General features: G+C 55.7%; 14 protein-coding genes and 2 pseudogenes. 5 read left to right on the top strand and 11 right to left on the bottom strand.

Translation table 11 applies throughout. The features are described 5' to 3' along the window. Nucleotides 1–10: 10 nt before the first annotated feature. A complete protein-coding gene (locus tag ACX1CU_RS21370; RefSeq protein WP_459400224.1) occupies nucleotides 11–202 on the top strand; it encodes a SymE family type I addiction module toxin in 192 nt (63 codons plus the stop codon). Further along, nucleotides 199–537: pseudogene (locus tag ACX1CU_RS21375) on the top strand (hypothetical protein); the annotation flags it as partial. The gene ACX1CU_RS21370 and the pseudogene ACX1CU_RS21375, both read left to right, overlap by 4 nt. Before the next feature lie 43 nt (nucleotides 538–580). Here the strand turns inward: ACX1CU_RS21375 and ACX1CU_RS21380 are convergent. Then, complete coding sequence (locus tag ACX1CU_RS21380; RefSeq protein ID WP_459400225.1) at nucleotides 581–886, bottom strand: hypothetical protein; 306 nt, start codon at nucleotides 884–886, stop codon at nucleotides 581–583. A 53-nt stretch (nucleotides 887–939) separates the two neighbouring features. Between ACX1CU_RS21380 and ACX1CU_RS21385 the strand changes: the two genes are divergently transcribed. From ACX1CU_RS21385 to ACX1CU_RS21395, 3 genes are all read left to right on the top strand, one after another. After that, complete coding sequence (locus ACX1CU_RS21385) at nucleotides 940–1,278, top strand: hypothetical protein (protein WP_459400226.1); 339 nt, start codon at nucleotides 940–942, stop codon at nucleotides 1,276–1,278. A gap of 158 nt (nucleotides 1,279–1,436) precedes the next feature. After that, complete coding sequence (locus ACX1CU_RS21390) at nucleotides 1,437–1,688, top strand: SymE family type I addiction module toxin (protein ID WP_459400227.1); 252 nt, start codon at nucleotides 1,437–1,439, stop codon at nucleotides 1,686–1,688. Beyond that, the gene (locus ACX1CU_RS21395; RefSeq protein WP_459400228.1) at nucleotides 1,685–2,029 is read left to right on the top strand and encodes a SymE family type I addiction module toxin; all 345 of its coding nucleotides are present in this window, start codon (nucleotides 1,685–1,687) and stop codon (nucleotides 2,027–2,029) included. The genes ACX1CU_RS21390 and ACX1CU_RS21395 overlap by 4 nt, the downstream gene beginning before the upstream one ends. Before the next feature lie 33 nt (nucleotides 2,030–2,062). Here the strand turns inward: ACX1CU_RS21395 and ACX1CU_RS21400 are convergent, their stop codons facing one another. The 10 genes and pseudogenes from ACX1CU_RS21400 to mreC form a co-directional block, all read right to left on the bottom strand. Continuing rightward, the gene (locus tag ACX1CU_RS21400) at nucleotides 2,063–2,449 is read right to left on the bottom strand and encodes a contact-dependent growth inhibition system immunity protein (RefSeq protein WP_293649306.1); all 387 of its coding nucleotides are present in this window, start codon (nucleotides 2,447–2,449) and stop codon (nucleotides 2,063–2,065) included. Then, nucleotides 2,446–12,309, bottom strand: coding sequence for a hemagglutinin repeat-containing protein (locus tag ACX1CU_RS21405; protein WP_459400229.1), 9,864 nt, complete (start codon nucleotides 12,307–12,309; stop codon nucleotides 2,446–2,448). Before ACX1CU_RS21405 ends, ACX1CU_RS21400 begins: the two co-directional genes overlap by 4 nt. 62 nt (nucleotides 12,310–12,371) lie before the next feature. Continuing rightward, a pseudogene (locus ACX1CU_RS21410) lies at nucleotides 12,372–14,004 on the bottom strand (ShlB/FhaC/HecB family hemolysin secretion/activation protein). Between the two features lie 845 nt (nucleotides 14,005–14,849). Further along, complete coding sequence (tldD, locus tag ACX1CU_RS21415) at nucleotides 14,850–16,295, bottom strand: metalloprotease TldD (protein WP_459400230.1); 1,446 nt, start codon at nucleotides 16,293–16,295, stop codon at nucleotides 14,850–14,852. Nucleotides 16,296–16,302: 7 nt separating this feature from the next. After that, complete coding sequence (gene nit1 / locus ACX1CU_RS21420; protein ID WP_459400231.1) at nucleotides 16,303–17,163, bottom strand: deaminated glutathione amidase; 861 nt, start codon at nucleotides 17,161–17,163, stop codon at nucleotides 16,303–16,305. Further along, on the bottom strand, nucleotides 17,160–20,972 hold the full coding sequence (yhdP, locus tag ACX1CU_RS21425) for an AsmA2 domain-containing protein YhdP (RefSeq protein ID WP_459400232.1): 3,813 nt from the start codon (nucleotides 20,970–20,972) through the stop codon (nucleotides 17,160–17,162). Before yhdP ends, nit1 begins: the two co-directional genes overlap by 4 nt. A gap of 129 nt (nucleotides 20,973–21,101) precedes the next feature. Further along, entirely contained in the window at nucleotides 21,102–22,571 is a 1,470-nt protein-coding gene (rng, locus tag ACX1CU_RS21430; protein ID WP_459400233.1) for a ribonuclease G, read from the bottom strand. Between the two features lie 54 nt (nucleotides 22,572–22,625). Further along, nucleotides 22,626–23,213: a Maf family protein gene (locus ACX1CU_RS21435; protein WP_459400234.1), complete on the bottom strand. Its 588-nt coding sequence runs from the start codon at nucleotides 23,211–23,213 to the stop codon at nucleotides 22,626–22,628. A 55-nt stretch (nucleotides 23,214–23,268) separates the two neighbouring features. Further along, complete coding sequence (gene mreD / locus ACX1CU_RS21440) at nucleotides 23,269–23,757, bottom strand: rod shape-determining protein MreD (RefSeq protein ID WP_459400235.1); 489 nt, start codon at nucleotides 23,755–23,757, stop codon at nucleotides 23,269–23,271. Continuing rightward, on the bottom strand, nucleotides 23,754–24,761 hold the full coding sequence (gene mreC / locus ACX1CU_RS21445; protein ID WP_459400236.1) for a rod shape-determining protein MreC: 1,008 nt from the start codon (nucleotides 24,759–24,761) through the stop codon (nucleotides 23,754–23,756). Before mreC ends, mreD begins: the two co-directional genes overlap by 4 nt. Nucleotides 24,762–24,816 lie beyond the last annotated feature (55 nt).

A 24,816-nucleotide genomic window follows, 5' to 3' on the forward strand; every position in this document is an offset into this window, starting at 1 on the left:
GTTAGAGAATATGGCAAGGTTCTTTAGGCGCAGATGCACCGTCTGCGCCTGTGTGGGCAGGCCGAACCCGCTGCAACAACTGACCATCAAGGGAAGGTGGCTGGAAGCGTTGGGGTTTACCAAAGGCCAACCGGTGAGCATTACCACCGAACACGGCCAACTGATTATCCGCACCGCGCCAGCCACAGAGGGTAATGCATGAACATCAACTTTACCCCTGAACCGATCCTGGAGCTGGTGATTGAAGGCGCTACGTTGGTCAGGCTCGGATTTACCGCTGGCACCCCGCTGCAACTGACGCGCCAGCATCGCACCCTGTGGATCACCGTCGTCACCGACGACGCCATCTGGGAAGCGCTGTGCGAAGCCAGCCAAGACCGGCAAGACTTAGGCGCGGATTGGATACGGGAGAACGACGAGGTGATTATCGGCGGCGACTGGCTCACCGAGTCCGGCATTATCGATGCGGAACAACTGGAACTCACCATTGCACCCGGTGTGCTCCGGTTGCAGCGGCGGGAAGAGGGAGGATTTCAAGGCGTAAAAGCAAAAATCCCGGCCAGATGGCCGGGGTTCCTGTTTAAAAGGGTGAAAATAATATGCTTTGACAGTCTCTTTCAGCGCGATCAATTAACGTAATAATTGATGATAAGTAATCATGGACATCTCGCTCAGATAATTTGTCCACCATTAACTCCTCAATCTCTTTACGAAGATCAATGAGCTGTTCATCACTGAAGAGTTCCATGTCACAGTTAGATAGCTCTGATAACAGGGGATATTCTTGATGATCACCTTTAATTAAAAATTTTTCGTTGCCTGAAAAATCCTTCAACGAGGTGATACTTTCACCTACTTTTTTATCCCATAAATATACTATAAACATATATTTACCTCACCACCGTCTTCTACGAGTGCTTTGAGCTCATCCTGAGCTTTTTGGTATTTCTGTTCCTGCGTCACGCCAGAGACTTTGTTCTCGCCGATATCACTCAGCGCGTTATTCTCCACAACAACGTGATCCATTGTGAAGCTTACCGCAAAAAAACCTATTTTTCTGTTTTTAATCATACTGTTACAAAAATTTTTCGCCAGTGCATTTTCACACCACCAACTTTTTTCCCCGACGCGACTTTTACGCCCGTGACGCCATTTCCCCGACCTGTTAAAGAGCAACTACACCCACATCATAGCAGCGGCGTTAGCCGCTGCCATTACCGCTTTTCCGGTTTTCTCCGCCCCGAACCGCCTGCCCAAGCCGGGTTTGGCTTTGCATGACCACACAGAACCAGGGCGGGTGCGGAAGTTGGCGAGACGGGAAGGAGTGACCGCTTCTTTATCGCGGGGCACGACCCGGCGCAGCCAGACGCAGCCGGGGGGGCATTAAGCCTTTCAGCGGAGGCCGCCAAGCCGACAACCCTTTGCAGTTGACCTTGATGTTGAGGAAGGAGGCTGTCGCCAACAGCGGCGGGAGCCTGCGAGCAGCGCGCCACAACGGGCCTGCCGTTTGCGAAGCTGAAGCGGATTACCGCACCAACGGCGGCAGGCCGAACCCGCTGCCACAACTGACCATCAAGGGCCGCTGGCTGGAAGCGTTGGGCTTTGCTCAGGGCCAATCGGTGTGCATTATCGCCGAACACGGCCAACTGATTATCCGCACCGCGCCCGCCATGGAGGGTAACGCATGAACATCACCTTTACCCCTGAACCGATCCCGGAGCTGATGATTGAAGGCGCTATGTTGGCCAAGCTCGGATTTACCCCCGGCACCCCGCTACAACTAACGCTACAGCATCACCGGCTCTGGATCACTATCGTCACCGACGACGCCACTTGGAAAGCGCTTTGCGAGGCCAGTCAAGACCGACAAGATTTAGGGGCCGATTGGGTGCGGGAGAACGGCGAGGTGATTATCGGCGGCGACTGGCTCACCGAGTCCGGCATTACCGACGCTGAACAACTGGAAGTCACCGCCGCCCCCGGTGTGCTCCGGTTGCAGCGGCGAGAAGTGGACGTTTTTAGGGCTTAGACGTAACACCCCCGGCCAGTTGGCCGGGGTCAGTTATACGATTATTTGATTGATTTTTAATATATCTTTTCTTAAGTCGTCGTTAATATCCGAAGGTTCTAACTGACTTATAAGCTGCTTTATTTGGACAAAAGTACGTTTATGATCTTTTAGATCTTCGCCTTTTATCGTCGATAAAGCTGCTATAAGTTCACCATCATAATATTCTCCAGCCAGCGGATCTTCAGTCAGAACACCCAAAACTCTTGGCATCAACTGATCAACACATAGATCCTGCCGAATGGCACGGCAAAGATCTTCTACGGCCAACTCTTCGATAGGTATGTCAATGACGCGTTCGAACCATAGTTCAAGCGGAGATTGTTGACTTGGATCCTTCGTTAAGTTGATGTTTCCTATCAATTTACGGAAGGTAATCATATCCCATATCCTTTCAAGGCTGATTCTATTTTATTAATGGCGTCAGTTGCTCTGCCATATGCAGCCTGAGCCTCAGGGTTATTTACGTTTTTCAACGTATCCGCATGGTTCCGCAATCCCCTGAGAGTGTTTTGCATTTCCTGCATATGATCCCAATGACCACCACTCTCTTTAGGAACAGGATTACCATCCATATCCTTGAGGGTTCCTGTTATATCATGATCTTTCAGAGCATTTTTTATAGTGTTATCAATCTTCTTGATAGCACTTTCTTGCTTCTGATTCAGCTTATCGACTTTTTTCTCTTCAGATTTGTTCGGGTCATTTTCTGGCGGTGGTGGTGTTCCTGTTCCAGACCCCGAACCACCCAGCTCTTTCTTCTGTTCATCAGTCAGATCCTTGCCTATATTCGGGTTCGAGGCTGTATCTGGTGCATATTTATCCTGAAGCGAACTCAGATATTTACTGGTGATCTCATCGTTACCCATCATTTTCAAGGTAACAAGATGCTCCAGTTCATCGGACGTCATCTTGTCCGCTATATCCTTCACCGCTGCCCCTGCCAGCCCTGCAATACCCGCCTTAGCTCCGATCTCCAGCAACTGCTCTGCAACCTTGCTACGACATGGGGCAGCGATGGCACAACCTTCAGCTACAACCTTCAGGAAGTTATTCTCCACCGCGTTCTTACCGGCCTGTGCTCCTGCCAGGGCATTGGCACTGCTATCACCGGTCACACCACCCGCCAACCCTGCCGCCAGCGTCGACAGCGCGCTGATATTCTGCTTCTGCTCCTCACTCAGCTTGGCGATTTTCTCATCCGTGTCTGCGCCATACAACTGGCCAGCCAGATAACGCGCCGCCAGTTCTCCACCTGCCGCACCCGCTGCCCCGGCAGCAGCAGAGTTGCCGCTCATCTCTGCCCCTATCGCGCCCCACACAGCGTGAGCCAGCACGTTGGCGGTATCATTATCCCCCGTATACTTCTTGATTTGCTCTGCCGCATACGGGCTTAACCCACCAGCAATGGCTGCGGCCATATTGCCACCGGCAAGGCCCTGCAACGCTGCTGTGACGGCCTGCGCTGCTTTCTGCACGTCGCTGCCGGTGCCGTATTTCTGCATTTCTGCTTTGTAGGCATCAGTTTTACGTAACTCTTCAGCATTACCTTTGAGCTTCGGATTGGCCTTCAGCGCCGCTTCAAGCCCGTTGATATCACCCTGTGTCCGGATGATATCTATCGCCTGACCACCAATCTCCCCTATCAGCTGCGCCTGCTTCAGCCGGTTCTGCTCCTTTTCCTTATCAAAAATCGGCGCAATGCTGCCGTTCGCATTCTCGACATCACGACTCAGCTCTGCCACATCCTGTTTCTGCTTAGCCTGGTCACGGATGATAATCGTACCCTCACTGACCGCTGCCTGGCTAGTGCCTTCCGCATGACCACTGTTATTGGCACCGGCCAGCGACAGGTTATTGCTGTTTGACAGCACATTGCCCAGGATGCTGCCACTGGTGCTAAAACTGCCGCCCTGATGTTCGGTCTTGAACTCCGCCTTGTTCTCAATATCGCTAAAGCCCAGCGTACCCGTATCGAGCTTGTTCTTATCGGCCGTCGCCGTTGAGCCAATCACCGCCCCATTGAGCTGGGTATGCTCACCCACCGTAATATCAAAACCACCTTTGCCAGCGTAAATACCCGTCTGCTCCTGCACGCTGTCATAGTTGCTCTGCAACTTGTCACGGCTGGTCGAGAACTGCGCACTGCCGACGCCAGCAGTAATCGGTACCGACACCCCACCCGATACGCTGGTCTGTTTCGCATCGTAACGATCGCTATCCTGCTGGCTGCTCAGCGTCAGGTCACGCCCAACGTCCATCTTCACGCTGTCGCCACTCACCTGCGCACCAGTTAGCGTGGTGTCGCGTCCGCTGGTGATGTTCACTTTACCACCGCTGTCGAGTGTGGTTTCCGTCCATTGGGTGCCGTTACCTTTCTCAGAACCCTGACTCTTGTTGGCGTTGGCAGAAACCGCCACACCTGCGGTTGATACATCCACCCCCACACCAAAACCGCTGCTGCTGTTTTTGCCGCTGCTTTGTTGGGTGTTGGCCACGCCGCTGAGCAGCACATCGCGTTCAGCGGTGAGCGTGGTATCTCCACCCGCTTTCAACTGGCTACCCGCAATCACAATATCCCCGCTGTTGGCGCTGTTACCTTTACCTGTGGCCGTGACGGAGAGGTTGTTACCCGCCGTCAGCGTTGAGCCGGTGATCGTTGTGGATTGTGAATGGGACTCAGAGCTGGACTTCTGGCTCCCCAATGAGGCACTGACCCCCACGGTATTGGCGAGATTGCCGCCTTTGGCCTGCTCCAATGCCACCGCTTGGCCCGCCTGCACGCCAGACAAAGCCGCTTTGGTGCCCTGCAACGCCGCCAGGCGGCTGTCAGTTTCTTTCTGCGCCTGCTGCGCGGTGCTCACTGCAGTATTCACCGCACCGCCTGCCGCACCCGACAACGCCAGCGTCAACCCACTCTGTTTATGTTCAACGCTGTGGCTCTGGCTACTCTGGTTCTCAACCGCCAGAATATTCACTTCTTTACCCGTCAGGCTGATGTCTTTCCCTGCCAGCAGGTCCGAGCCTTTCACCGTCAAAGCATTGCCTGCGTTTAACGTCACATTGCCTTGGGTGCTACCTATCGTACTGCCGGTGTGGCTGATGCTGTTCTCGGTGTCGGTGGTCTTCAGGCTTTGCGTGCCGTAGCTGAAACCTATCCCACCGGTGCCGGAGAGGCCGGATTTCTTGCTCTGGCTCGCCGCACTCGACTGATACTGGTTTTCCGCCGTATCCACAGTGATGTTGTTCTTCGCCGTCAGTGAGATATCGTCGGTAGCGACAATACTGCTGCCCTGCACATTGATATCCTTGCCACTTTGCAGGATCACTTCCTGGCCGCTCAGCAGGCTGCCATTGGCCGTGCTGCTGTGCTCTTCACGCTGATAGGCACTCTGTTTGCTGCTCAGGAACCCTTTACTGCTGCTGCTACCCTGCTGCGTCAGATGCTGTTCATCCTGACTGGCATTCAGCGAGATATCCCCGGCTGCCTTCAGCCCTATCGTCCCTTTCTCACTTTGCAACGTGCTGCCTTGTAACAGGATATCCCCCTGTTCAGCGATCACCGTTACCCCCTCTTTGGCGCTGAACAAGCTACCGTGAGAAGTATCGCTGGTGATCTCGCTCTGGCGCTGACTTTGCGATTTGCCCACCTTGTTTTGTTCGCTGTCGATGTCGCTTACCTGCTGGCGGGCTTCTTTAATCGTCACCTGCTGTGCGCTCAGCCCGATGCTGCCCGACGCACTCTCCACTTGTGCCCCTTCGGCCACAAAGTTGCCGCCAGCCAGGATGGTGACGCCATTGTCACCGCTTAATCCGCTGGTGTGCAGCGTGTCCGCCTGACGGCTGTTGCTCACCGTCGAGGTGCGGCTGTTGGCTTCCAGATGCGTGCTGTTGGTGGTGGTGTCCGCCAGTAACGACACATTACCACCCGCCTGAACCTGCGTTTTGCCGCTGGCGCTGGCCTGGCTGCCTTGCAGAGTAATGTCCTGGCCCGCCTTCAGGTTAAGGTTGCCCCCAGCCGTCAGGCTGCTGCCCAATGCCTGCTGCCATTCACCGCTCACCTGCGCCTTCCGCTCCCCGGCCTCTTCCATCCCTTCGCGTTTACGGTTGCCCATTGCGCCGGAGATCACACTCACATCCGCCGTGGTGCTGCTGCGCGCGGTGGTGATGTTAATGCTATTGCTGGCACTCAGGCTCAGGTTTTCGGTGGCGCTCAGCTTCGCGCCTTGCAGGCTGATATCGCCACCGCTCAGGCTGAGTTCACGCGCACTCATGCTCGCCTGGCGCAAGGCATCTTGCAGGTTGGTACTCAGGCTGATGCTGTCGGCCTGCACATTGATGGTGTCTGCTCGAAGTTCGCCCCCCTGGTGCAGGAACGTGCCGGTATCAATGCTCATGGCTTTGTCGGCAAACAGGTTGCCCGCATTGCTGAGGCTGCCGGTGGATAACTGGAGGTTGCCCCCGGCAATCACTGCGCCATCTCCCGTCACACGGATTGTACTGTTGGCCAGATAGACTTTCGGTACCCACACGATCTGCGGCCCCTCGGCCGTCTCTACCGTTTCGCTCACCAACCAGACGATATCCTGCTGCAAGGCGGCAATCTGTGACGGTGTGAGCGCGACACCAGGCACCAGATGGAAGTCTTCCGCCACCAAGGTAGCGTTATTCATCAGCGCCTGGTATTGCGCCATCGCATCGTCACCCTTCAACGATGGGCGGCCGGTCAGCATCAGCAATTGTTCACGTACCACCCGTTGCTCGTAGTAACCGTCTCCCAGGCGTTTATGCACCTGACTTGGGTCATAACCTACGCGCTGCAACAGATAGTCACTGCTGAGGAAATTGTTCTTGTTGGCAAAACGCGGGTCGGTCACCACCAGGAACGGACTGTTGGCTGCTGCTTGCTGGCGGAACAGGCCATTGTTGGGAATAGTGGTTGCCACGCTGGCCAGATGCTGTTTATCGGTTAACGCCAGCTCTCCCGGCGTCAATGGCCGGCTACCTGCTGCCAAACCGGTATCTGCGGCCTGCCAAGCTCCACCCTCAACGTTGACCGCCAGCGGGTTGCGCTCCCATTCGGCGCGCTCGGCCGCCGCGGCATTCTGCGCCGCTTCTACGGCGCTGATCTGTGCCTGATTGACCGTGGTGTTTTCCAGATGCGCACCGCCGATCGTCACGTCGCCGTAGCCGCTGATCACCCCGTCAATGGTCATCAAGGCGGTGGTTTCATCCAGATTGTAGGTTGGGTACCAGTGAGTTTCCGCTCTGTCGTAGTGATCGACGATAAACTCCTGCCGCCGTTCATTCACCGAATAACCTCGGTTAATAATATTGGCGGTGCCGTCAATCGCCAGGTTCCCGTTGCTGCTGATGGTGCTGGCGTCATTCAGCAGTTGTTCACCAATATGCAAAGCCATATTGCCACCGGAGAGCAGGGTCGCCCCAACGCCAGCCGAGACCAATTTGTCGCGGGTCACTGTGCCGGTCGCCGTGCGCTCACGGAGGTTGTTGTAGTCAGCGACAAATGGCGCTATACCGATATCAATATGCTGTTCCGGATCCCACGTCATGACTTGCACCCAGTCGTGTTCCCAGTGGAAAGCGTTTTGATAGGGAGTTGGAATGGTCGTGCGCTGGTTCCATCCACGCGTTTCGTAAAACGTCATGGCATAGCTGCCATCGGCATTCGGGATCAGGGCCAGGTAATTCACCCACAGGCTGATCAGTTGCCCCTGATTGTCCTTCACCTGCACTTCCGCCCGCTTGGTGGCAGCATCAATATTCAGCAGGGTGCCATACGGATTGCTGGCGGCCGTCGTATCATCGCGGAAGGTCAACTGCTGAGTGGTCGGTGCCATGGTGCCAACATCAGTATTGACATCTTCACCGTAAGAACGCCAGTAGTAGTGGTAACGGTGCCAGCTGTAGTCGCTGGTTTCCGCGTCACGCACAATTTCCAGCCCTTCACGCAGGTTGTCGAAGCGTTTGGCGGTCAGGGTCAGATCCCCTTCCGCCTCAATATTGCTGGCACGGTTTTCAATCAGATCGCCGCTTGCCAACTGCAACGTTCCGGCGCTGTAAATCAGTGCGCCGTCGCGGTTGGTTAACCGCTCGCCGGTTATCAGGCTGATGTTTTCCGTGGCGGCAATCAGTGCTGCGCGGCCATGGTTGTCGATGATCCGGCTATTAACCGCCAGATTATCCGCCATCAGCGTGGTCTGGTTATCCAGGCTATCGGCATTAATGGTTAACGTATCGGCTTCGATACGTCCCTGGTTGGTCAACGCCCCGGTGGTCAGATGCAGCTGGTTAGCCACCAGGCTGGCCAGGTTGTTTAAATGAGCGCTGTAAAGCGTCAGATCGCCCGGCAGTAACCAATCCGCCAGGTTGGTCAACACGCCTGCGACGCTGAAGGTCACTGCGCTGTTGCTGCTAATGGTATCCCCAGCGCGGTGGGTGTAATCCTGCTGCACGCTCAGTTGCAGCGCCTGCTGGCTGAGCAGAGTGCCCGATTGGTTATCCAGCCATTGAGTCGCGACCGTTAATGTCCCGCCGCTTTGGATGTTACCGCCCTGGTTAAACAGCGACAAAGATCCGCCACTGATGCTCAGCGCGTTATTGGCGAGCAGATACCCTTGACGGTTATCCAGCGAATCCAGTTGCGACAGCGTCAGGGTGCCTGCGCTCTGCACGCGTCCGGCGGTGTTATCCAGAGTGCGCGTATTCACGTCGGTCTGCGTGGTGCCAATCAGCAGGCCACCGTCGCGGTTGTTCACCTGCTGGGCATTCACGGTCAATGCGCCCTGGCTGCTGATGATCCCTTGGTTGCGGTTATCCACGCTATCGCCGTTGAGCGTCAGTGCCTGGCTGGAGACCAATTGGCCCGCCTGGTTATCCACGCTGCCGCCGCTCAGCGTGAGCGCACCGCCGCTGTGGATTTTACCCTGCTGATTATTGAGGGTGCTGAAATGATAATCGCCTGCGCCTTGGCTGATCACCATACCTGTGGCGTTGTCCAACTGGTGGGTCGTAAGCTGGAGGCTCCCCAGGCTGCTGATCACCCCTTGAGCGTTCAATAAACGATCGGCCGAGATGTGTTGCGCCTGATTGGCACGCAGCGTGCCCTGGGTATTATCCAAAACGCCAGAAAGCTGCAGATTGAGCTGTTGTTGGCTATCAATCACCCCTTGGGCGTTCAGCAGCTGTGCAGCGCTGATCTGCATCCCTTCGCCACTTTGCAGTTTGCCTAGGCGGTTATCCAGCGTATCGTTTAGCGTTAACTGCAGCTGTTTCTGGCTATAGAGCAGGCCATGTTGCTGGTTATCAATGCCCTGAGCCTGGATCCAGAGCTGCTCCCCCGCCAGCAGTTGCCCACCCGCGTTGTGTAGCACCCCGGCAGGCGTAGCGTTGGTGAGCCCTTGCAGCCACAGGCGGGCTTGTGCGCTGATCTTCCCGCCCTGGTTGGTGATGTCTTGCGCCGTGCGCAGCACCAGATTGGCGGCAGATTGCAATGTGCCGTATTGGTTATTCCACGTGGTAGCGGTTAAATCAGCATCCTGCTGGCTGACCACTTCACCCTGTTGGTTATCAAAACCTTGGCTGATTGCCGTCAGCGTGCCCAGGCTGCCAATCCACCCTTGGGTGTTAAAGATATTCTCGGCCTGCAAGCGCTGTGCCCGTTGGCTGATGATGTTGCCGTTGCGGTTATCCAGTGCACGGGTGAACTGCATATCCAGCGAGTCTAACGCCTGGATCTCACCCTGCGCATTGAGCAGGCTGAGCGCACGCAGCGTGCTGCTGCCCCCGCTGGCCAGCTTGCCGCCCTGGTTGTCCCACGCCCCGGCAAGGTTCAAGGTCAGCGCCTGCTGGCTTTGCACCAGCCCTTGCTGGCGGTTGTTCAGTTGCCCGCCGTTCAGTGACAGCGCCCCTCCGCTTAACAGCTTGCCCTCATCGTTATTAAACAGACTGAGCGCACTACCTTGCCAATAGAGGTTTTGCTGCGCCGTCAGGATGCCCGATTGGTTGTTGATATTGCCGGTGGTGTTAAAAGTTAACTCGCCGCCCGATTGCAGCTTGCCTGCGGTGTTATCCAGGCTGCCTGCCGTGACATTGGCCTGCTTCGCCCCCAGCGCGGTGCCTTTGCGGTTATCCCAGTTCCCTGCGGTGCTGGCATCCAACGCATCGCCCGCTTCTATCAGCCCTTGCTGGTTATCGATCGACTGGCGAGCGTCAAGACGTATTCCCCCTTGACTGATGACTTGGCCTTGAGCGTTATTCAGTGCTTGCGCAGCGAGTTGCAGGTTCTGGCCACGGATCTCACCGGCACTGTTATTCAGAACGCCTTGGCTGTTCAGGGTTAAATTCGCCCCCGACAGTAACTTGCCCTGGCGGTTATCCGCGCCTTGCTGTGTAATGAGCGCCAGATGTGACTGGCTTTGCAGTGTGCCCTGCTGGTTGTCTAACGCACCGAGATCCAGCTGTAAGCTGCCGTTGCTACCTATAATCCCTGACTGGTTAGCCAGCAGACCACTGACACGCCAATGCTGCGCGGTACCGTCCAACGCCACCAGTCGGCCACGCAGGTTGTTGAGGGTGGCGCTATTCAGGCTGAGCTGTTGGGTTTCAATGCTGCCATCGGTATTATCCAACGCCCCGGTCAGGGCAAAACGGCTTTCACCGGCCCCCACCTGTGACCAGATACCCGCCTGGTTAAACAGGCTATCGGCGGTGATTTGCCAACTGCCCGCGCGGATTTGCGCCTGCTGCGAGTAAATATTGCTCTGGCTGTTCACCGTGAACTGCTGGCTATCCACCTGCGCCTGTTGCAGGGCAACATCCCCGGCAAACGCCGTCAATACTGCCTGCTCGGCCGCCACACGGCTCTGGCTGATATCCACCTTGCGGCCGGTAACGCTCACCTTTTTCTGGCTCATCAGGCTGCCGCTGGCACGAATATCCGCCTGGCTCTCGAGCGTTAAATCCGCCGGGCGGATCAGGGTGCTGTTTGCATCACTGCCTGCTAACAGATGGCCGCTGCTCTGGATCGCCTGCGCGGCTTGCAGCGTGACATTGCCCGCCGCGGCCAAGGTGCCAGATTGTGTGATCTCACCCTGGCGGCTTTGCACGCTGAGCTGGCCACCGCTGTACAGTTTGCCATGATGCTCAACGCTGTCTTTAGCGGCGAGGGTGATATCGCTCCCGGCCTGCGTGTAAGGCTCCGCCGTGCCAGCCTGCCAGGTAAGCTTGCCTTCGCTGCTCACCACCAGGGTCTTTTCGGCCTGCAAATGCCCGCCCTGATTGCGTACACCCACCCCGGCTTCTGTACCGACCATGCGGATATGGCCGCTGTACATGCCGCCCATCTGGCCCATGTCGATCGCCAACTCAGGGGCATTGCCATCACTGCCTGCCAGTGCAGTGGCCGTTTTGCCATCTGCGCCGATCTGGTTGCGCCCTGCCACCACAGAAACGCCTTCTTTCGCCCAAACCCCGGCGTTCACCTGCACCGCTCGCGCCAGAATATCGACATATTCGGTATCGTGACGCGAATCACCATTCAGGCCGCCGCCTTGAACCTGAATCACCCCACGCTCAACGCGGTAACCCGCCACACTGCCATCCGCATTCAGCTGCGGTTTACCGGTGGTCAATGTCATGCGCCCGGCATTGATGGTGCCACAGCCGTCACACATAATGCCCGACGGGTTAGCCACCACCACTTGTGCCTTGCCGCCCGCGACTTCCAGAAAACCGCGCAGTTGGCTAGGGTTGTTGCTGTTGACTTCATTGATGATGACTTTGGCGGGTGCCGCATTTGGGTTGAGCTTGGCGTTACCCTGGATATAGCCTGCCAGTTGGGTAGAGGTCATCACCGCAGAGTTATTGAGGATCGCCCCTTGCTGGCCAACATCAAACTGCTGGTACTGGTTGTGTGATACCCCGGCCTGATTCGGCGCATTGATATTGACCTGCGGCAAGCCGTTCTGGGTGTTGATCACTTCCGGGCGCTGCGCGGGTGCCAGTTGGCCATCCGCCACAATGCCGTTGGCAAGCACCGGCTCGGTACACAAGGCCAGTCCAATCAGCCACAAGGAGCGGCGCACGGTGACCCACAGGCGAGCGCCCCCGGCACTGCGGCTTTGCCCAGGCTGGGTGCTACAACTGCGGGCCAGTTCTGACACCACCCTCAACTCACCTTGAGTACGGCTGAAAATGATGCGGTAGCAATGCTTATTCATGGAGCGAATTCTCTAATAAAATCAGTAAAAAGGCGTCTACGAGTGCTTTTGTGCAGCGATCGCTAGATTTGCAGGTTGATGCTGAAACCGGTGGTCACACCCGAGGTGTGGAAGCTTTCCGGTTTGTCGATCGGCACGCCAGCAAACAGGTCGTAGCTGAAGCGCTGCCACAAGGCACCGCGCAGGCCGATGGCGCTGCCCGTCAACTGTTGCCCAGCCAAATTGCGCGTCCCTGGGCCATCTACCCGGCCAGTGTCCACGCCCCAATACAGCTCATGCTCACTTGCTAACACCTTCCAGGCCAGTTCGTTACGCCAGATCAGGCCTTTCTCACCGGATAAGCTCTGCTCGCCATCAAACCCACGCACCGTGTAACGCCCAGCAATTGACAGCCGATCCTGTGGGATTAGCGGTTGATTGCTCCATTGCCCACGCAGGCTGGTGTTATAACGCCAGGATTGACTGGCCCATTGGAAATGGCTGATTCAGGCTGATATCCCCGGTGACCAGGCTCGGGCGCGATGTGCCTTCGTTATTATCTTCTTCCGGTACACGCAGGGCACCAAAAGCGCCGATGCCGCGCCGCCAATTGAGGTTGGCATCCAACGTGGCATCACCGAGGTAGCTGTGCTGGTTGAACCCCAGTTCCCAGCCTGTTGCACGCCGTTCCTGTTGCGTAAGTTCAATGTCGTCAACTGCGTTGGTCGAATGGCGGCGATAACCACGCAGATTCAGCGTGGTTTTGTGTACCTGATTGCGGAACAACAAACGGGAGACGGTGAATTGCGCGTTTTCGCTTTTGCCGCTGTAGCTGAGGATCTCGTTGGCGTTGGCAATATTCTGGTGATAGTCGTAGTCGTTGTAGTTGGCGGAGAAGCTCCAGTAACCCACAGGAAAGGTGTAGTTCACCGTATTCGAGCGGCTGTCATAGGGCCCATCGCGGAACAGGCTTCTGCCGAGGTTGACATAGAAAAGATCGTTCTGGGCAAAGGGCGCATCGATCGACAGGGTGGTTGAGCCCTGGTACTTACCGGTGCTGTCAGAGCCGCTGTCGTCCAGCCCAACGCTGAGATGGAAAGGGCGGCTCTCTTTCCAGGCGATCAGCAGATCGCTGGTCGCTTCTTGTGCCCCCGGCACAATCTGGATATCCGCCTCAACATTCGGAACACGTTTGAAGTTCTCTAAAGCCTGCTCGATATCACGCAGGCTAAGGATGTCCCCTGAGCGCGCTGGCACGGCATTCCACAGTCTGGCGCGGTAAGACACCGGCTCAGCAAAGTGAATGTTGGCAATACGGCCGGGCTGGAGCGTGAGCGTAAAGACGCCTTTGGTGAGATCCTGCTCTTGCGCCATCACGCGCGTGGTGACGTACCCTTGCTCCAAAATGGCATTCTGGACTTTGTTGATCACCAGCAGGATCCCTTGCGACCCTAAGCAACGGCCTTTCGCGCCATCGGCAGCGTCCAGCGCCCATTGGAAACGACTGGCTTCGTCCCCGACCAACGTAAAGGTATTAATCGTAAAACACGGAGATTCATCAACCGGATAATCCGGCAATGACGCCGTTGGCCGAGTGAGACGCACATCGGTTTGCGGGGTATTTTGCTGCTGTAAAACCCGTTCCCTTTCTTGCTGCCGACTTTGCTCTTGGGCATCAATGGCCGCCGCATTCTGTGGCGCGGCAGGTGAGAGCATATTGGCTGACACCAGCGACACAGGCTGTGTCGCCAAACAGAAGAGGCTGGCCTTGAAGAACAACGCCAGAGGGTTACCGTAATTGTGGTTCATCTTATCCCTTGATAAATTTAACTAAAAACAACTCATTGTTTTTGTAATAGAACTATCCGCAGGATCCCAAGTTGCCAACCAACGCAAACGCTGGCCCGCAAATGAGGCGTATTTATCCTGCTGAGCTTAATCAATTAATTGATTTGGATGACAACACTGCCAGAAGCAAGTTGAAGGCTGCTCACAGTGACATAGAAGGGAAGTGGCTGGGCATGTAGATGTGCGCCAAAAGAACAGGATACATTGGAATATTGCTGCGATCCGTTGCTACTGAGTCCATTCAGATAAGTCACTTTAATGATTCGCGCGCATTCTAACCATGTAGGCCAGTACCAAACAAGTCTCTACTTTTGTTATTCATTGCACTCAGTTAGCACTAAGCAAGATTATTCCCGCTTTATTCAGTGATAAATATCTAAAAAAATTTTGAAGCAGTTCGTTTCATTTGTGGCAGATGATAACGGCAGTAAATTATACCGTTCAGTAATTTTTTAAATCTGTACAAAAAACATAAAAAAGGGGGCTTTCGCCCTAATGCTTGTCAGTTAAGGCTAACCAGTTCCCTCTCCCTTGGGGTTAGGGTGAGGGGACGAACACCGCACTACAAGCCCCTCACCCCGGCCCTCTCCCACAGGGAGAGGGGGCGACTCCTTTAGCCATTGCGCATGATTGTGCAGTTTTGCGCTTAACTGACCGGCATTAGGCTTACGCCCCCATGGATGCAGAAAGCGCATCCCATCGTTTAAATCGAGTTACGCTGTGCCGCCGACGGTCAATGAATCCAGCTTCAGCGTGGGTTGGCCGACGCCGACCGGCAAGCTTTGTCCTTCTTTACCGCACACGCCGACGCCTTTATCCAGCGCCAGATCGTTACCGACCATTGAGATTTGCTGCATCGCTTCAATGCCGGAGCCGATCAGCGTCGCGCCTTTCACCGGTTTAGTGATGCGACCGTTTTCGATCAGATAGGCTTCGGAGGTGGAGAACACGAACTTGCCTGAAGTGATATCCACTTGGCCACCGCCAAAATTCGGCGCATACAAGCCGTATTCGACGCTGGCAATGATATCTTCCGGCGTCGATTTGCCCGCCAGCATATAGGTGTTGGTCATGCGCGGCATCGGCAGATGAGCATAAGACTCACGGCGGCCGTTGCCGGTAGGCGCAACGCCCATCAGGCGCGCGTTGAGTTTATCCTGCATGTAACCTTTCAGAATGCCGTTTTCGATCAGCACGTTGTACTGGCCTGGCACCCCTTCATCATCAATCGCCAATGAACCTCGGCGGCCCTGAAGCGTGCCATCATCCACCACGGTACAGAGTTCGGAAGCCACCAGTTGGCCCATCTGGCCGCTGAATACGGAGGTGCCGCGGCGGTTGAAATCGCCTTCCAGCCCGTGGCCGACCGCTTCATGCAGCAGTACACCCGGCCAACCGGCGCCCAATACCACCGGCATGGTGCCAGCGGGGGCGGCAACCGCAGAGAGGTTGATCAGCGCCATGCGTACCGCTTCTTTAGCAAACGCATCGGCACGCACTTCGCCGTCGACCACTTCCAGGAAGTAGTCATAGCCGAAACGGCCACCGCCGCCGCTGGCACCCCGCTCGCGCTTGCCGTCTTCTTCCACCAGCACGCTGACGGAGAAACGCACCAGCGGGCGAACGTCCGCCGCCAGCGTGCCATCGGTAGCTGCCACCAGTATCTGCTCATACACGCCAGTGATACTGGCCGTCACTTCCTGTACGCGCTTGTCTGCGGCGCGCGCCACTTTATCCACCCGGTGCAGCAAGGCGATTTTCTCTTCGCGCGGCAAGCTTTGCAGCGGATCGAGCAACGGATACAGCGCCTGATGGCTGATTTCACCCAAGGTATGGACTTTGCCATTACCGCTGTCGCGCACAATACTGCGTGCGGCATGGGCACTCTGATTCAGGGCATTCAGGGTGATCTGGTCTGCATAGGCAAAACCGGTTTTCTCACCGCTGACGGCGCGCACGCCAACGCCCTGATCGATATTGTAAGAGCCATCTTTGATAATGCTGTCCTCAATCACCCAGCTCTCATGGTAGCTGGACTGAAAATAGAGATCGGCATAATCGAGGCGGCGTTCGGCCAGTTGACCCAATACGGAGAACAGGTCTTGGTGACTCAGCTTATTTACAGCGAGTAATTGCTCACTGACAAACGTCAGGCTCATAGTTTTTTCACTCTTGATGTGAGGAGGAGGGTTCAACCGGCGCGATCAGCGACGGCTGGAATCGGTTGTGCTGCATCACTGGCATCTGGGCGCGAATGGTTTTCAATGCGCCAATATCCACACGCACTTTCAGCGCGGAGACGGCATCGGCGTTTTCTGCCAGCACATTACCCCAACCGTCAACCGCGATGGAATGGCCCCAGGTGCGGCGGGTGGCACCATGGCGCCCTACCTGTGCCGGAGCCAGGATCACACATTGGTTCTCAATCGCCCGTGCGCGCAGCAGGATTTCCCAGTGCGCCTCGCCGGTGAGGCGGGTAAATGCCGCTGGCACCGAGATCAGCTCAGCACCCTGCGCCCGCAGCGCCTGGTACAGGCCTGGGAAACGTAAATCGTAGCATATCGTCATGCCCAAGCGCCCAACGGGGGTATCGACCACCGTCAACTGCTGGCCATGCTGATAGGTATCCGACTCGCGATAATGTGCATGCATATCGTTGATATCAACATCGAACATATGCATTTTGTCGTAACGGGCACGAATCTCGCCTTGGCTGTCAAATAACAGGCTGCTGGTGGTAATGCGTTGCGGATCTTCACGGCTGATTAGCGGCATGGAACCCACCAACAGCCAGACGCCGTAACGGCGGGCCATGTCACGCACCGCCTGCTGCAGCGGCCCATCACCTTGCTGTTCTGCGTGTTCCCGATAGGCGGCCGAGTTGGCAAACAGCAAAGCATTCTCCGGCGTCATGACCAGTTTTACCCCGGCATTGAGCTGCTTGATTTGCTGTTCAATCTGAGCCAGGTTGTCCCGCACCTGGTCACCGCTACACAGTTGTAACAACGCAACGTTAGCATTTTTCATGGCGCCTTATCCTCTTTTGGCTTACGCAACACCTCATTGATACTTGGCTGATCCAGACTACCGCTGATGTCATAGCGAATAAACGAGATCTTGCTCCACAACGGCCCCAGCACTTTAGTGGCGGCAAACACCGCCGCACCGACAATCGGGTTAATCACAAACGCCGTAGCGACGCCCACCGTGGCCGAAAGTTCCGGCGCAACCACCGCCTGCATATCAATCTGGCGACGTACCAGATCGATCTGGCCGCTCATGGCAATATCGGCTGCCAAGCCATCAATGAATAAATTATCTGTATGCATTATGCCATCTTTCGTCAAGATGTTGCCGCGTATGGAGTCAAAGTAGAAACCATTACCAAAAGTATCCCTGAAATCGAACTGCAACTTGCGCAGCAGGGCGTCAAAACTCACCAACCGCAACAGTTGGCCAGCCCGGCCACCGCCGATACTGTCAATCTCGCCTTTGCCCAGATCGATCTTCATGGTGCCATTCAGCGTATCGAGCCGCGGTTTCCACGGCTGGCCATGCCAGTGCAGATCAAAATCAATCTTAAAAGGGGCGTCTTTCAGCGGGATAGTGACGCCAAAGAAGCTGGCTGTCTGATCGATCTTGCTGCCCAACAGTTTGCCTTCCAGCGCACTGCGCTCTTCATGGCCGTTCTGTTTCCACAGGCCAGACACCGTCATCCGGCCTTGGCCGGTATCCACCAGGCCGTGCGTCAGCACCAGGGAATCACCGTCATGCTTAATATCGGCTTCAACTTTGCCCAGCTTCTGCCCTAATACCCAACATGATTCGCAGCGCAACATGACCGAAGGCCAGCCCTGGAACGAAATCTTGTCAGCCGCCAGCGGGTTGGTAGTGCCTGGAGCGTTCTTATCGTCAGAAAACTGCGGATTGTAATAAAGAGAGCTGAGATCCAGCCGCCACGGGCCGCGATCCGGCATCTTCAGGCTGCCATCAATTTCATTCCCCTTGGCGGTGACGCTACTCATGCCCCCAAGCTGTTTTTCCACCGCAAGCTGGAGGTTGTGCCACGCCTGCCCACCTAATAAAAGCTGCGGCGTATTAAGCGTAACCTTGGTTGGGAAACTGACATTGCCCGCCTTACCGGCTTCACCGCTCTGCTTGATCGCCGGTGCCAATAGTGCCAGCCATTGTTCGCCGTCCAGCGGCGGCAGATTCAGCATCAGCGATGGGTCTTTTGGCAGTTCGGGAACCGCACTCACGCCGGTTTGCCACGCGGCACGGGCCAGCGCTACCTGTTGATCGGCCAGCAACCATTCGCTGTTAAAGTGGTTTTGCTTACCCGCGTTACCGCTGAGAAGGAAACCGTGCAGGCCACCTTTGGCTTTCACGCTGACGGGCAAGGCGGCTCCCGCCGGTTTGTCTAGCGGCGCAGGTAAGTTACTGCTCACTTTTTTCAGATCGGCGTTCACCGCCACTTCATAGCTGGGTTCGCCCTGGTGCGGCAGATGGATGGCCACCTCACTTTGCCACGCGGCGCTGCCCTTGAGGGATTTTGCCACCTCTGGCGGTATACCTTCGAGCTTGGCCGGTTGCCAGTCACCTTTCAGCGCCACATTCACCTTATAATCCTGCGGCTGTTCCTGAGTGGTGAAGTTGATGGCCAGCGGTTGGCCAAACCAGTTGGCCGCCAGCGTATCGCTATCCAGATTACCGTTATTAAAGCGGAATTTACCGGTCACATTCTCCAACTGGCTGGCCAGCGGTTTTACCAGCAATGAATTGTTATGCAGCGTCACTTCGCCTGTCGCCGTCACCAACTCCCCGTCCAGCGGGATATCAAGGTGTAAGCGCCCACTGACATTTCCGCCCACCTGCAGTTCATCCAATGCCGCCCCTATTGAGTGATCCAGCGGCGTCTGTTGGAAATAGTCTTGTATATCCTGCCCGGCCCCGGCGATATCCGCATCGACGAACAGCTTTTGCTTCAGGTAGTCCGGGATCACGGCGGTGATATTCCTGCCCGCCACCTTACCCAACCGGGTTTGCGGCGCGTTCATCCACAAACCATCGTTGACGAAATCAAGATCGATCGCCAAATCTTCCAACGCTGGCCATTCCGGCTGGAATTCAAAAGTGGCATGCCGCAGCGGAACATAAACCTGGAACTGACCGTCATTTTGTTTGTACGGGAACTGATGCGGGTTACCGGCATAAATCAGTGAGGCATTGTCTACCTGGCCGCCCTGAATGGCGCCGCTGAGGTAATCCACCAGGTGTTTACCCATCAGCGGCTCCGGGAAATAACGCCAGGCATCGGCACCATCATACAGGCGGATACCGGCGAGAATATCTAACCAAGGCTCGCCATTGGCCGGCTGCTGGTAACGGAAATCACCGTTAACCCACAGCGATTTGGCTTTTACATCCAAATCTCTACCGGCTAACTCCCAGCCTTTATCGCTGTTCTGCCAGGTCAATGCTCCCTGCGCACGGCTAATCTCCAGCGGAGCGCGGAACATGTCGCCGTAAGGCAGCGTGCTGTCACGCAAACCCAGCGTCAAACGGCCATGCTCCACACTGCCCGATAACGCCCCCGAGAAATGATTCATTCCCGGCAGCAGTTTCCAATGCTGCCAGCTTAAATCCTGCCACAGTGCCTGAAAACGGGTTTTCTCTGGCTGTTTCAGCGGAATATCCAGCGCTAGCGCGCGGAGTTTGCCCTGCGGTTGCAGGTCTTTCCAGCGATCCAGCGAGTCTGGGCTGAGGAAAGAAAAAGTCGGCAGCAACGCGTCGAGCCGCTCAAGCTGAATCCCGGCCGCACGGATCCGCAGCTCTTCGTTCTGACTTGGCCCGATAAACTGGTTATTTTCCGGCAACCACAGCGCCGCCAAGGTACCCGGCGGCCAAGCCTGGCCGTCGGTTTTCAGATTCAGCTGCGGCACATTAACCTGCCAGCCATTGCCTTCGCGCTTCAACGCCAGTGCCAGATTATCCACATCCAATTGATGTGGCGCATTCGCTGCCGACCAACGGGCAACCCCTTGCTTGAGCAAGACATTGCCGCCATAAATTTCGCCATTCTTCAGTTGTAACCAGGCCGCCAGACTGAAATCGGCACTTTCCAGACCGGTATTGGTTTTCAGCCAGCGGCTAAACCAGGGTTTCATATCGATATCGTCGGCCTGCATATAGACCATACCGGTATTCAGCAGCCCCTGTTCATCACGCAGATCCAGGCGTAGCTGCACCGCGCCGTGCTGCCCATTGAGGGTGGACAGGCTAATCTGCCCCTCGGCGCGGTGGCGGTTCAGGCTGTTCAACCAGGTAAGCTGCGGGATGTGGAATTCGGCACGCGAGCCTGACGGCGTAAGGAAAGAGATGCGGCTATCGCGCAGATCGAAATGATCCAGTTGGTAAAGGAACAGATCGCTGATCCGGCTGGGAGTGAGGGTATTACCATTATTGCTATCGCCGCCAAGCGTGGCGTTGAGATCGAGCTGCAACTGGTAGAAGGTCAGATCGCGGAACTGCCAGCGCCAACGCAGCAGAGATTGCCACACGTCCAGCGCCAGCGTCACCCGTTCAATTTGCATGGTGCTTTTTGGCAAGGTCAGGCGGATGTCGCGAACTTCCAGCGTTGGCCCAAAAGTTTCCCAGCTGCCCTGAACAAAATCGGCCTCAATAGGGATCCCGGAGAGCGCTTGCACTTTCTCCAGCAATTGAGGGCGATAGTTGTTCAGCTCAGGCAGCAACAGACGCAACCCGCTGATCAGCAACGCCACAATAACAATCAAAATGGCGCCTGTGGCTAACAGGATCCCGGGCAGTCGCCTCACGCATTTCTCCTTGCATCCGCTGCCTGGCAACGGGAATTTCTTAACTGTTGCCCCTCCACCGGCACGATAAAGCAGCGGGCTTGGCAGAGTTCAACGCCACTCATTGCGCCCATTGGGCGGGAGAGACGCTTACATCATGACGACATCAAACTGTTCTTGGCTGTACAAAGGTTCGATCTGCACTTTAACCTGCTTACCGACGAAGATCTCCACTTCGGCCAGCGCATGTGATTCTTCACCTTTCAACGCTTCACCTACCGCCGCCGACGCATAAACCAGGAAGCGATCGGAATCGTAAGCATGATGTACACGCACAATCTCGCGCATAATCTCATAACAGACGGTTTCCACCGTTTTTACCGTTCCGCGGCCATTGCAGGTTGGGCAGTCGTTGCACAGCACATGTTCAATGCTTTCACGCGTACGTTTACGCGTCATCTCAACTAATCCTAGTTGAGAAAAGCCGTTGATCGTGGTTTTCACACGATCTTTACTCAGCGCCTGCTCCAGCGAGTGCAATACCCGGCGGCGGTGCTCTTCATTGTTCATATCGATGAAATCAATGATGATGATACCACCCAGGTTACGCAGCCGCAGTTGGCGGGCAATCGCCTGCGTCGCCTCGATATTGGTATTGAAGATGGTTTCATCAAGATTCCGGTGGCCAACAAAAGCACCGGTATTGATATCAACGGTGGTCATGGCTTCGGTTTGATCGATGATCAGATAACCACCGGATTTCAGCTCAACCTTGCGCTCCAGCGCTCGCTGGATCTCATTTTCTACATCATACAGATCGAAAATCGGCTGGCTGCCGGTGTACAGCTCCAGCTTGTTGGTGATATCAGGGATATATTCGCCGGTAAATTCCAGCAGTTGGTCATGGGTCAGGCGGGAATCGACCCGGATCCGATCCAGCGCGGAACCGGCGAAATCCCGCAGAATACGCTGCGCCAGTGCCAGTTCGCCATACAGCTTGTATTTGGTCTGGTTGCGTTTTTTACGCTCCATCACCTTGGTCCACAAGCGTTTGAGGAAGGCGGCGTCCTGCGCCAACTCTTCTTCGCCGATCCCTTCCGCAGCGGTGCGGATGATAAAACCACCCAGATCGTCGCAATAGCCCACCACGGCGCGTTTCAAGCGTTCACGCTCGGCTTCACTTTCAATACGTTGGGAAACGCCTACATGAGCGGCACCTGGCATAAAGACCAGATAGCGCGAAGGCAGGGTAATATCGGTAGTGAGGCGCGCGCCTTTAGTGCCCAGCGGATCTTTCACCACCTGCACCATCAGATCCTGCCCCTGGCGCACCAGCTCAGCAATATCCCGGACATGGAAGTTTTTTTGCTCGTCACCGGCAACGCACTCAGTGTGCGGCATGATATCGGAGGCGTGCAGGAAGGCCGCTTTATCCAGACCGATATCGACAAAAGCCGCCTGCATCCCCGGTAACACCCGGCTGACACGCCCTTTATAGATATTGCCGACGATGCCGCGTTTGGCCTCGCGCTCGATGTGGATCTCTTGCAGAATACCACCGTCGATATAAGCAACTCGCGTTTCAGACGGTGTGATATTAACCAGTAGCTCAGCTGTCATGTTTTCTCCTCAGAGCCGGTCGATAATGCCTGCCTCTGCCTCTTTCAAGCAAGTCTATTGGCCGGTTCTTGCATCTCGTAATGCGACAAAATGGCTGAGCAGCTCATGTGTTTCGACCAGCGGTAAACCCATTACCGCGTGATAACTCCCGGTTATCGTTCTGACGAAACAACCACCCTTTCCTTGAATTCCATAGGCGCCCGCTTTATCCATCGGTTCGCCTGTTGCAATATAGTCGCGAATATCCTGTGATGACAGGCTGCGGAATACGACATCCGTCACCACCAACTGACGCAACACGTCATGCCGATCGGCGATCGCCACGGCGGTCATCACCTGATGCCGTTTGCCGGACAAGGCTGCCAACATCTGTGCGGCATCCTCTTTGTCTCGTGGCTTTTCCAATATCTGACCATTCAACACCACAATGGTATCCGCACCCAGCACCGGCCAATCCTGCGTTGCCAGCGCCACTCCCGCTACGGCTTTTTCCTGCGCCAGACGGCAGACATAGTTTTCTGCCCCCTCACGGCTCCGACGTTGTTCTTCGGTATGCGTCAGAAGGATTTCAAACGGAACGCCTAGCAGGGTCAGTAATTCATGTCGACGTGGGGAACCGGATGCAAGATAAAGCGAAACCATTGATATATCTCTCATCCTTCAAGCAGCAACTTGAAATTCATTGGGTATATCCTTGTTATTGTACGGCAAACTGGCGGCGAATTTTGCGCATCAGCAGGAACAACCACGGCCAGAGCACACCGTTTACCACACTACTCCAGAATACCTCGGGGCGGAAAGAAACGTTGATCACTAAAAACTCAGCCCAGAAGACCACCACATCCATCGCCAACGACAGCAGCACCACAATTAAAGCCTGTTGCCACAGCGCCATATTACGGAACAGTTGGAATTTAAAGGCTACCAGATAGGCAATGATACCCATCGCTAACGCACGCACGCCGAGGGTTGAACCCAGGATCAGATCCATGACCAGCCCCAGAATAAAGCCGGTACCGACGTTAACCCGATGCGGCAACGCCATCACCCAGTAGGTCAGAACCAGCAGCAACCAGGATGGCCGAAACATATAGATTTGCTCCGGCCACGGCATAATCTGCAGCACCAGCGCCACAAGAAATGACAGCCAGATCATCCAACGCCCGTTGCTGCGGTAGCGGTTCATCGTGTTGCTCCAGAGCCCGTAGTTGCCCCGGTAGCAGCCGGTGGCACGGTGTTACTGGCGGCCGGTAATGGGGCCGGCGGGCCCATGGCATCAGCCGGCGGCAGAACCTGCGGCATCATCTGCATCAGGCGTTCGTTCGCGACGCGATGAACTTCGTCGGGCGGCAGCGGCAAGGTGCCGTTGCGATCGGCGCCCCACAGCAGCAACAGATAACGCAAGCGTTGCAGGCCGGCCGTTGGCCGCGCCTGAATCACCGTATAGGCACGCTGGTTATCCACTTTCACCGAGGAAACCACCGCCACCGGATAACCTTCAGGGAAGCGGCCGCCCAAACCCGAGGTGACCAACACATCGCCAACGCGAATATCGGTATTACCTGGTAAATGCTCCAGTTGCAGATCGTCGGCACAACCGCTGCCTGCGGCAATCACGCGGATATCATTACGCAACACCTGAATCGGCAACGCATGCGAGGCATCGCAAATCAATAAGACGCGGCTGGTCATTTTGGCCACTGCCACCACTTGACCAACCACACCTTTATCACTGATCACCGGCTGACCTTCATAGACGCCGTTATCCGAACCTTTGTCGATCACCACCTGATCGCTGTAAGGATCGGAACCCGTCGACATCACCTGCGTGACCATTTTGTGTTCGTCCTGGCGCAGCGGCGAGCCTAACAGTTCTCGCAAGCGGGCATTTTCCTGCTTGAATTGGCCAAGAAGAAGAATATCGCTGTTTTTCAGCAGCAGTTCCTGCCGCAGAGCACGGTTTTCCAGCTCAAGCTGTTGGCGGGTAGCCAGCGTTTCTGAAACGCTGTCCAAAACTTTACGCGGCCCATTGGCCAAAAAATAAAAAGGGCTGACGGCGGTATCCATGTAGTTTCGTATTTTAGCAAACGTACCGAGCCGGCTGTCGGCAACGATCAAGGCGATGGCCGCGATCACTGCCAAAAAAAGTCGTAGTTGCAGGGAAGGCCCCCTGCTAAAAATGGGCTTCATAAATTATGCGAGTTCCTCGACAACAGAAAGGGGGATCGCACCTGATACCATGCGA

The sequence above is a fragment of the Serratia sp. D1N4 genome, from assembly GCF_054552755.1.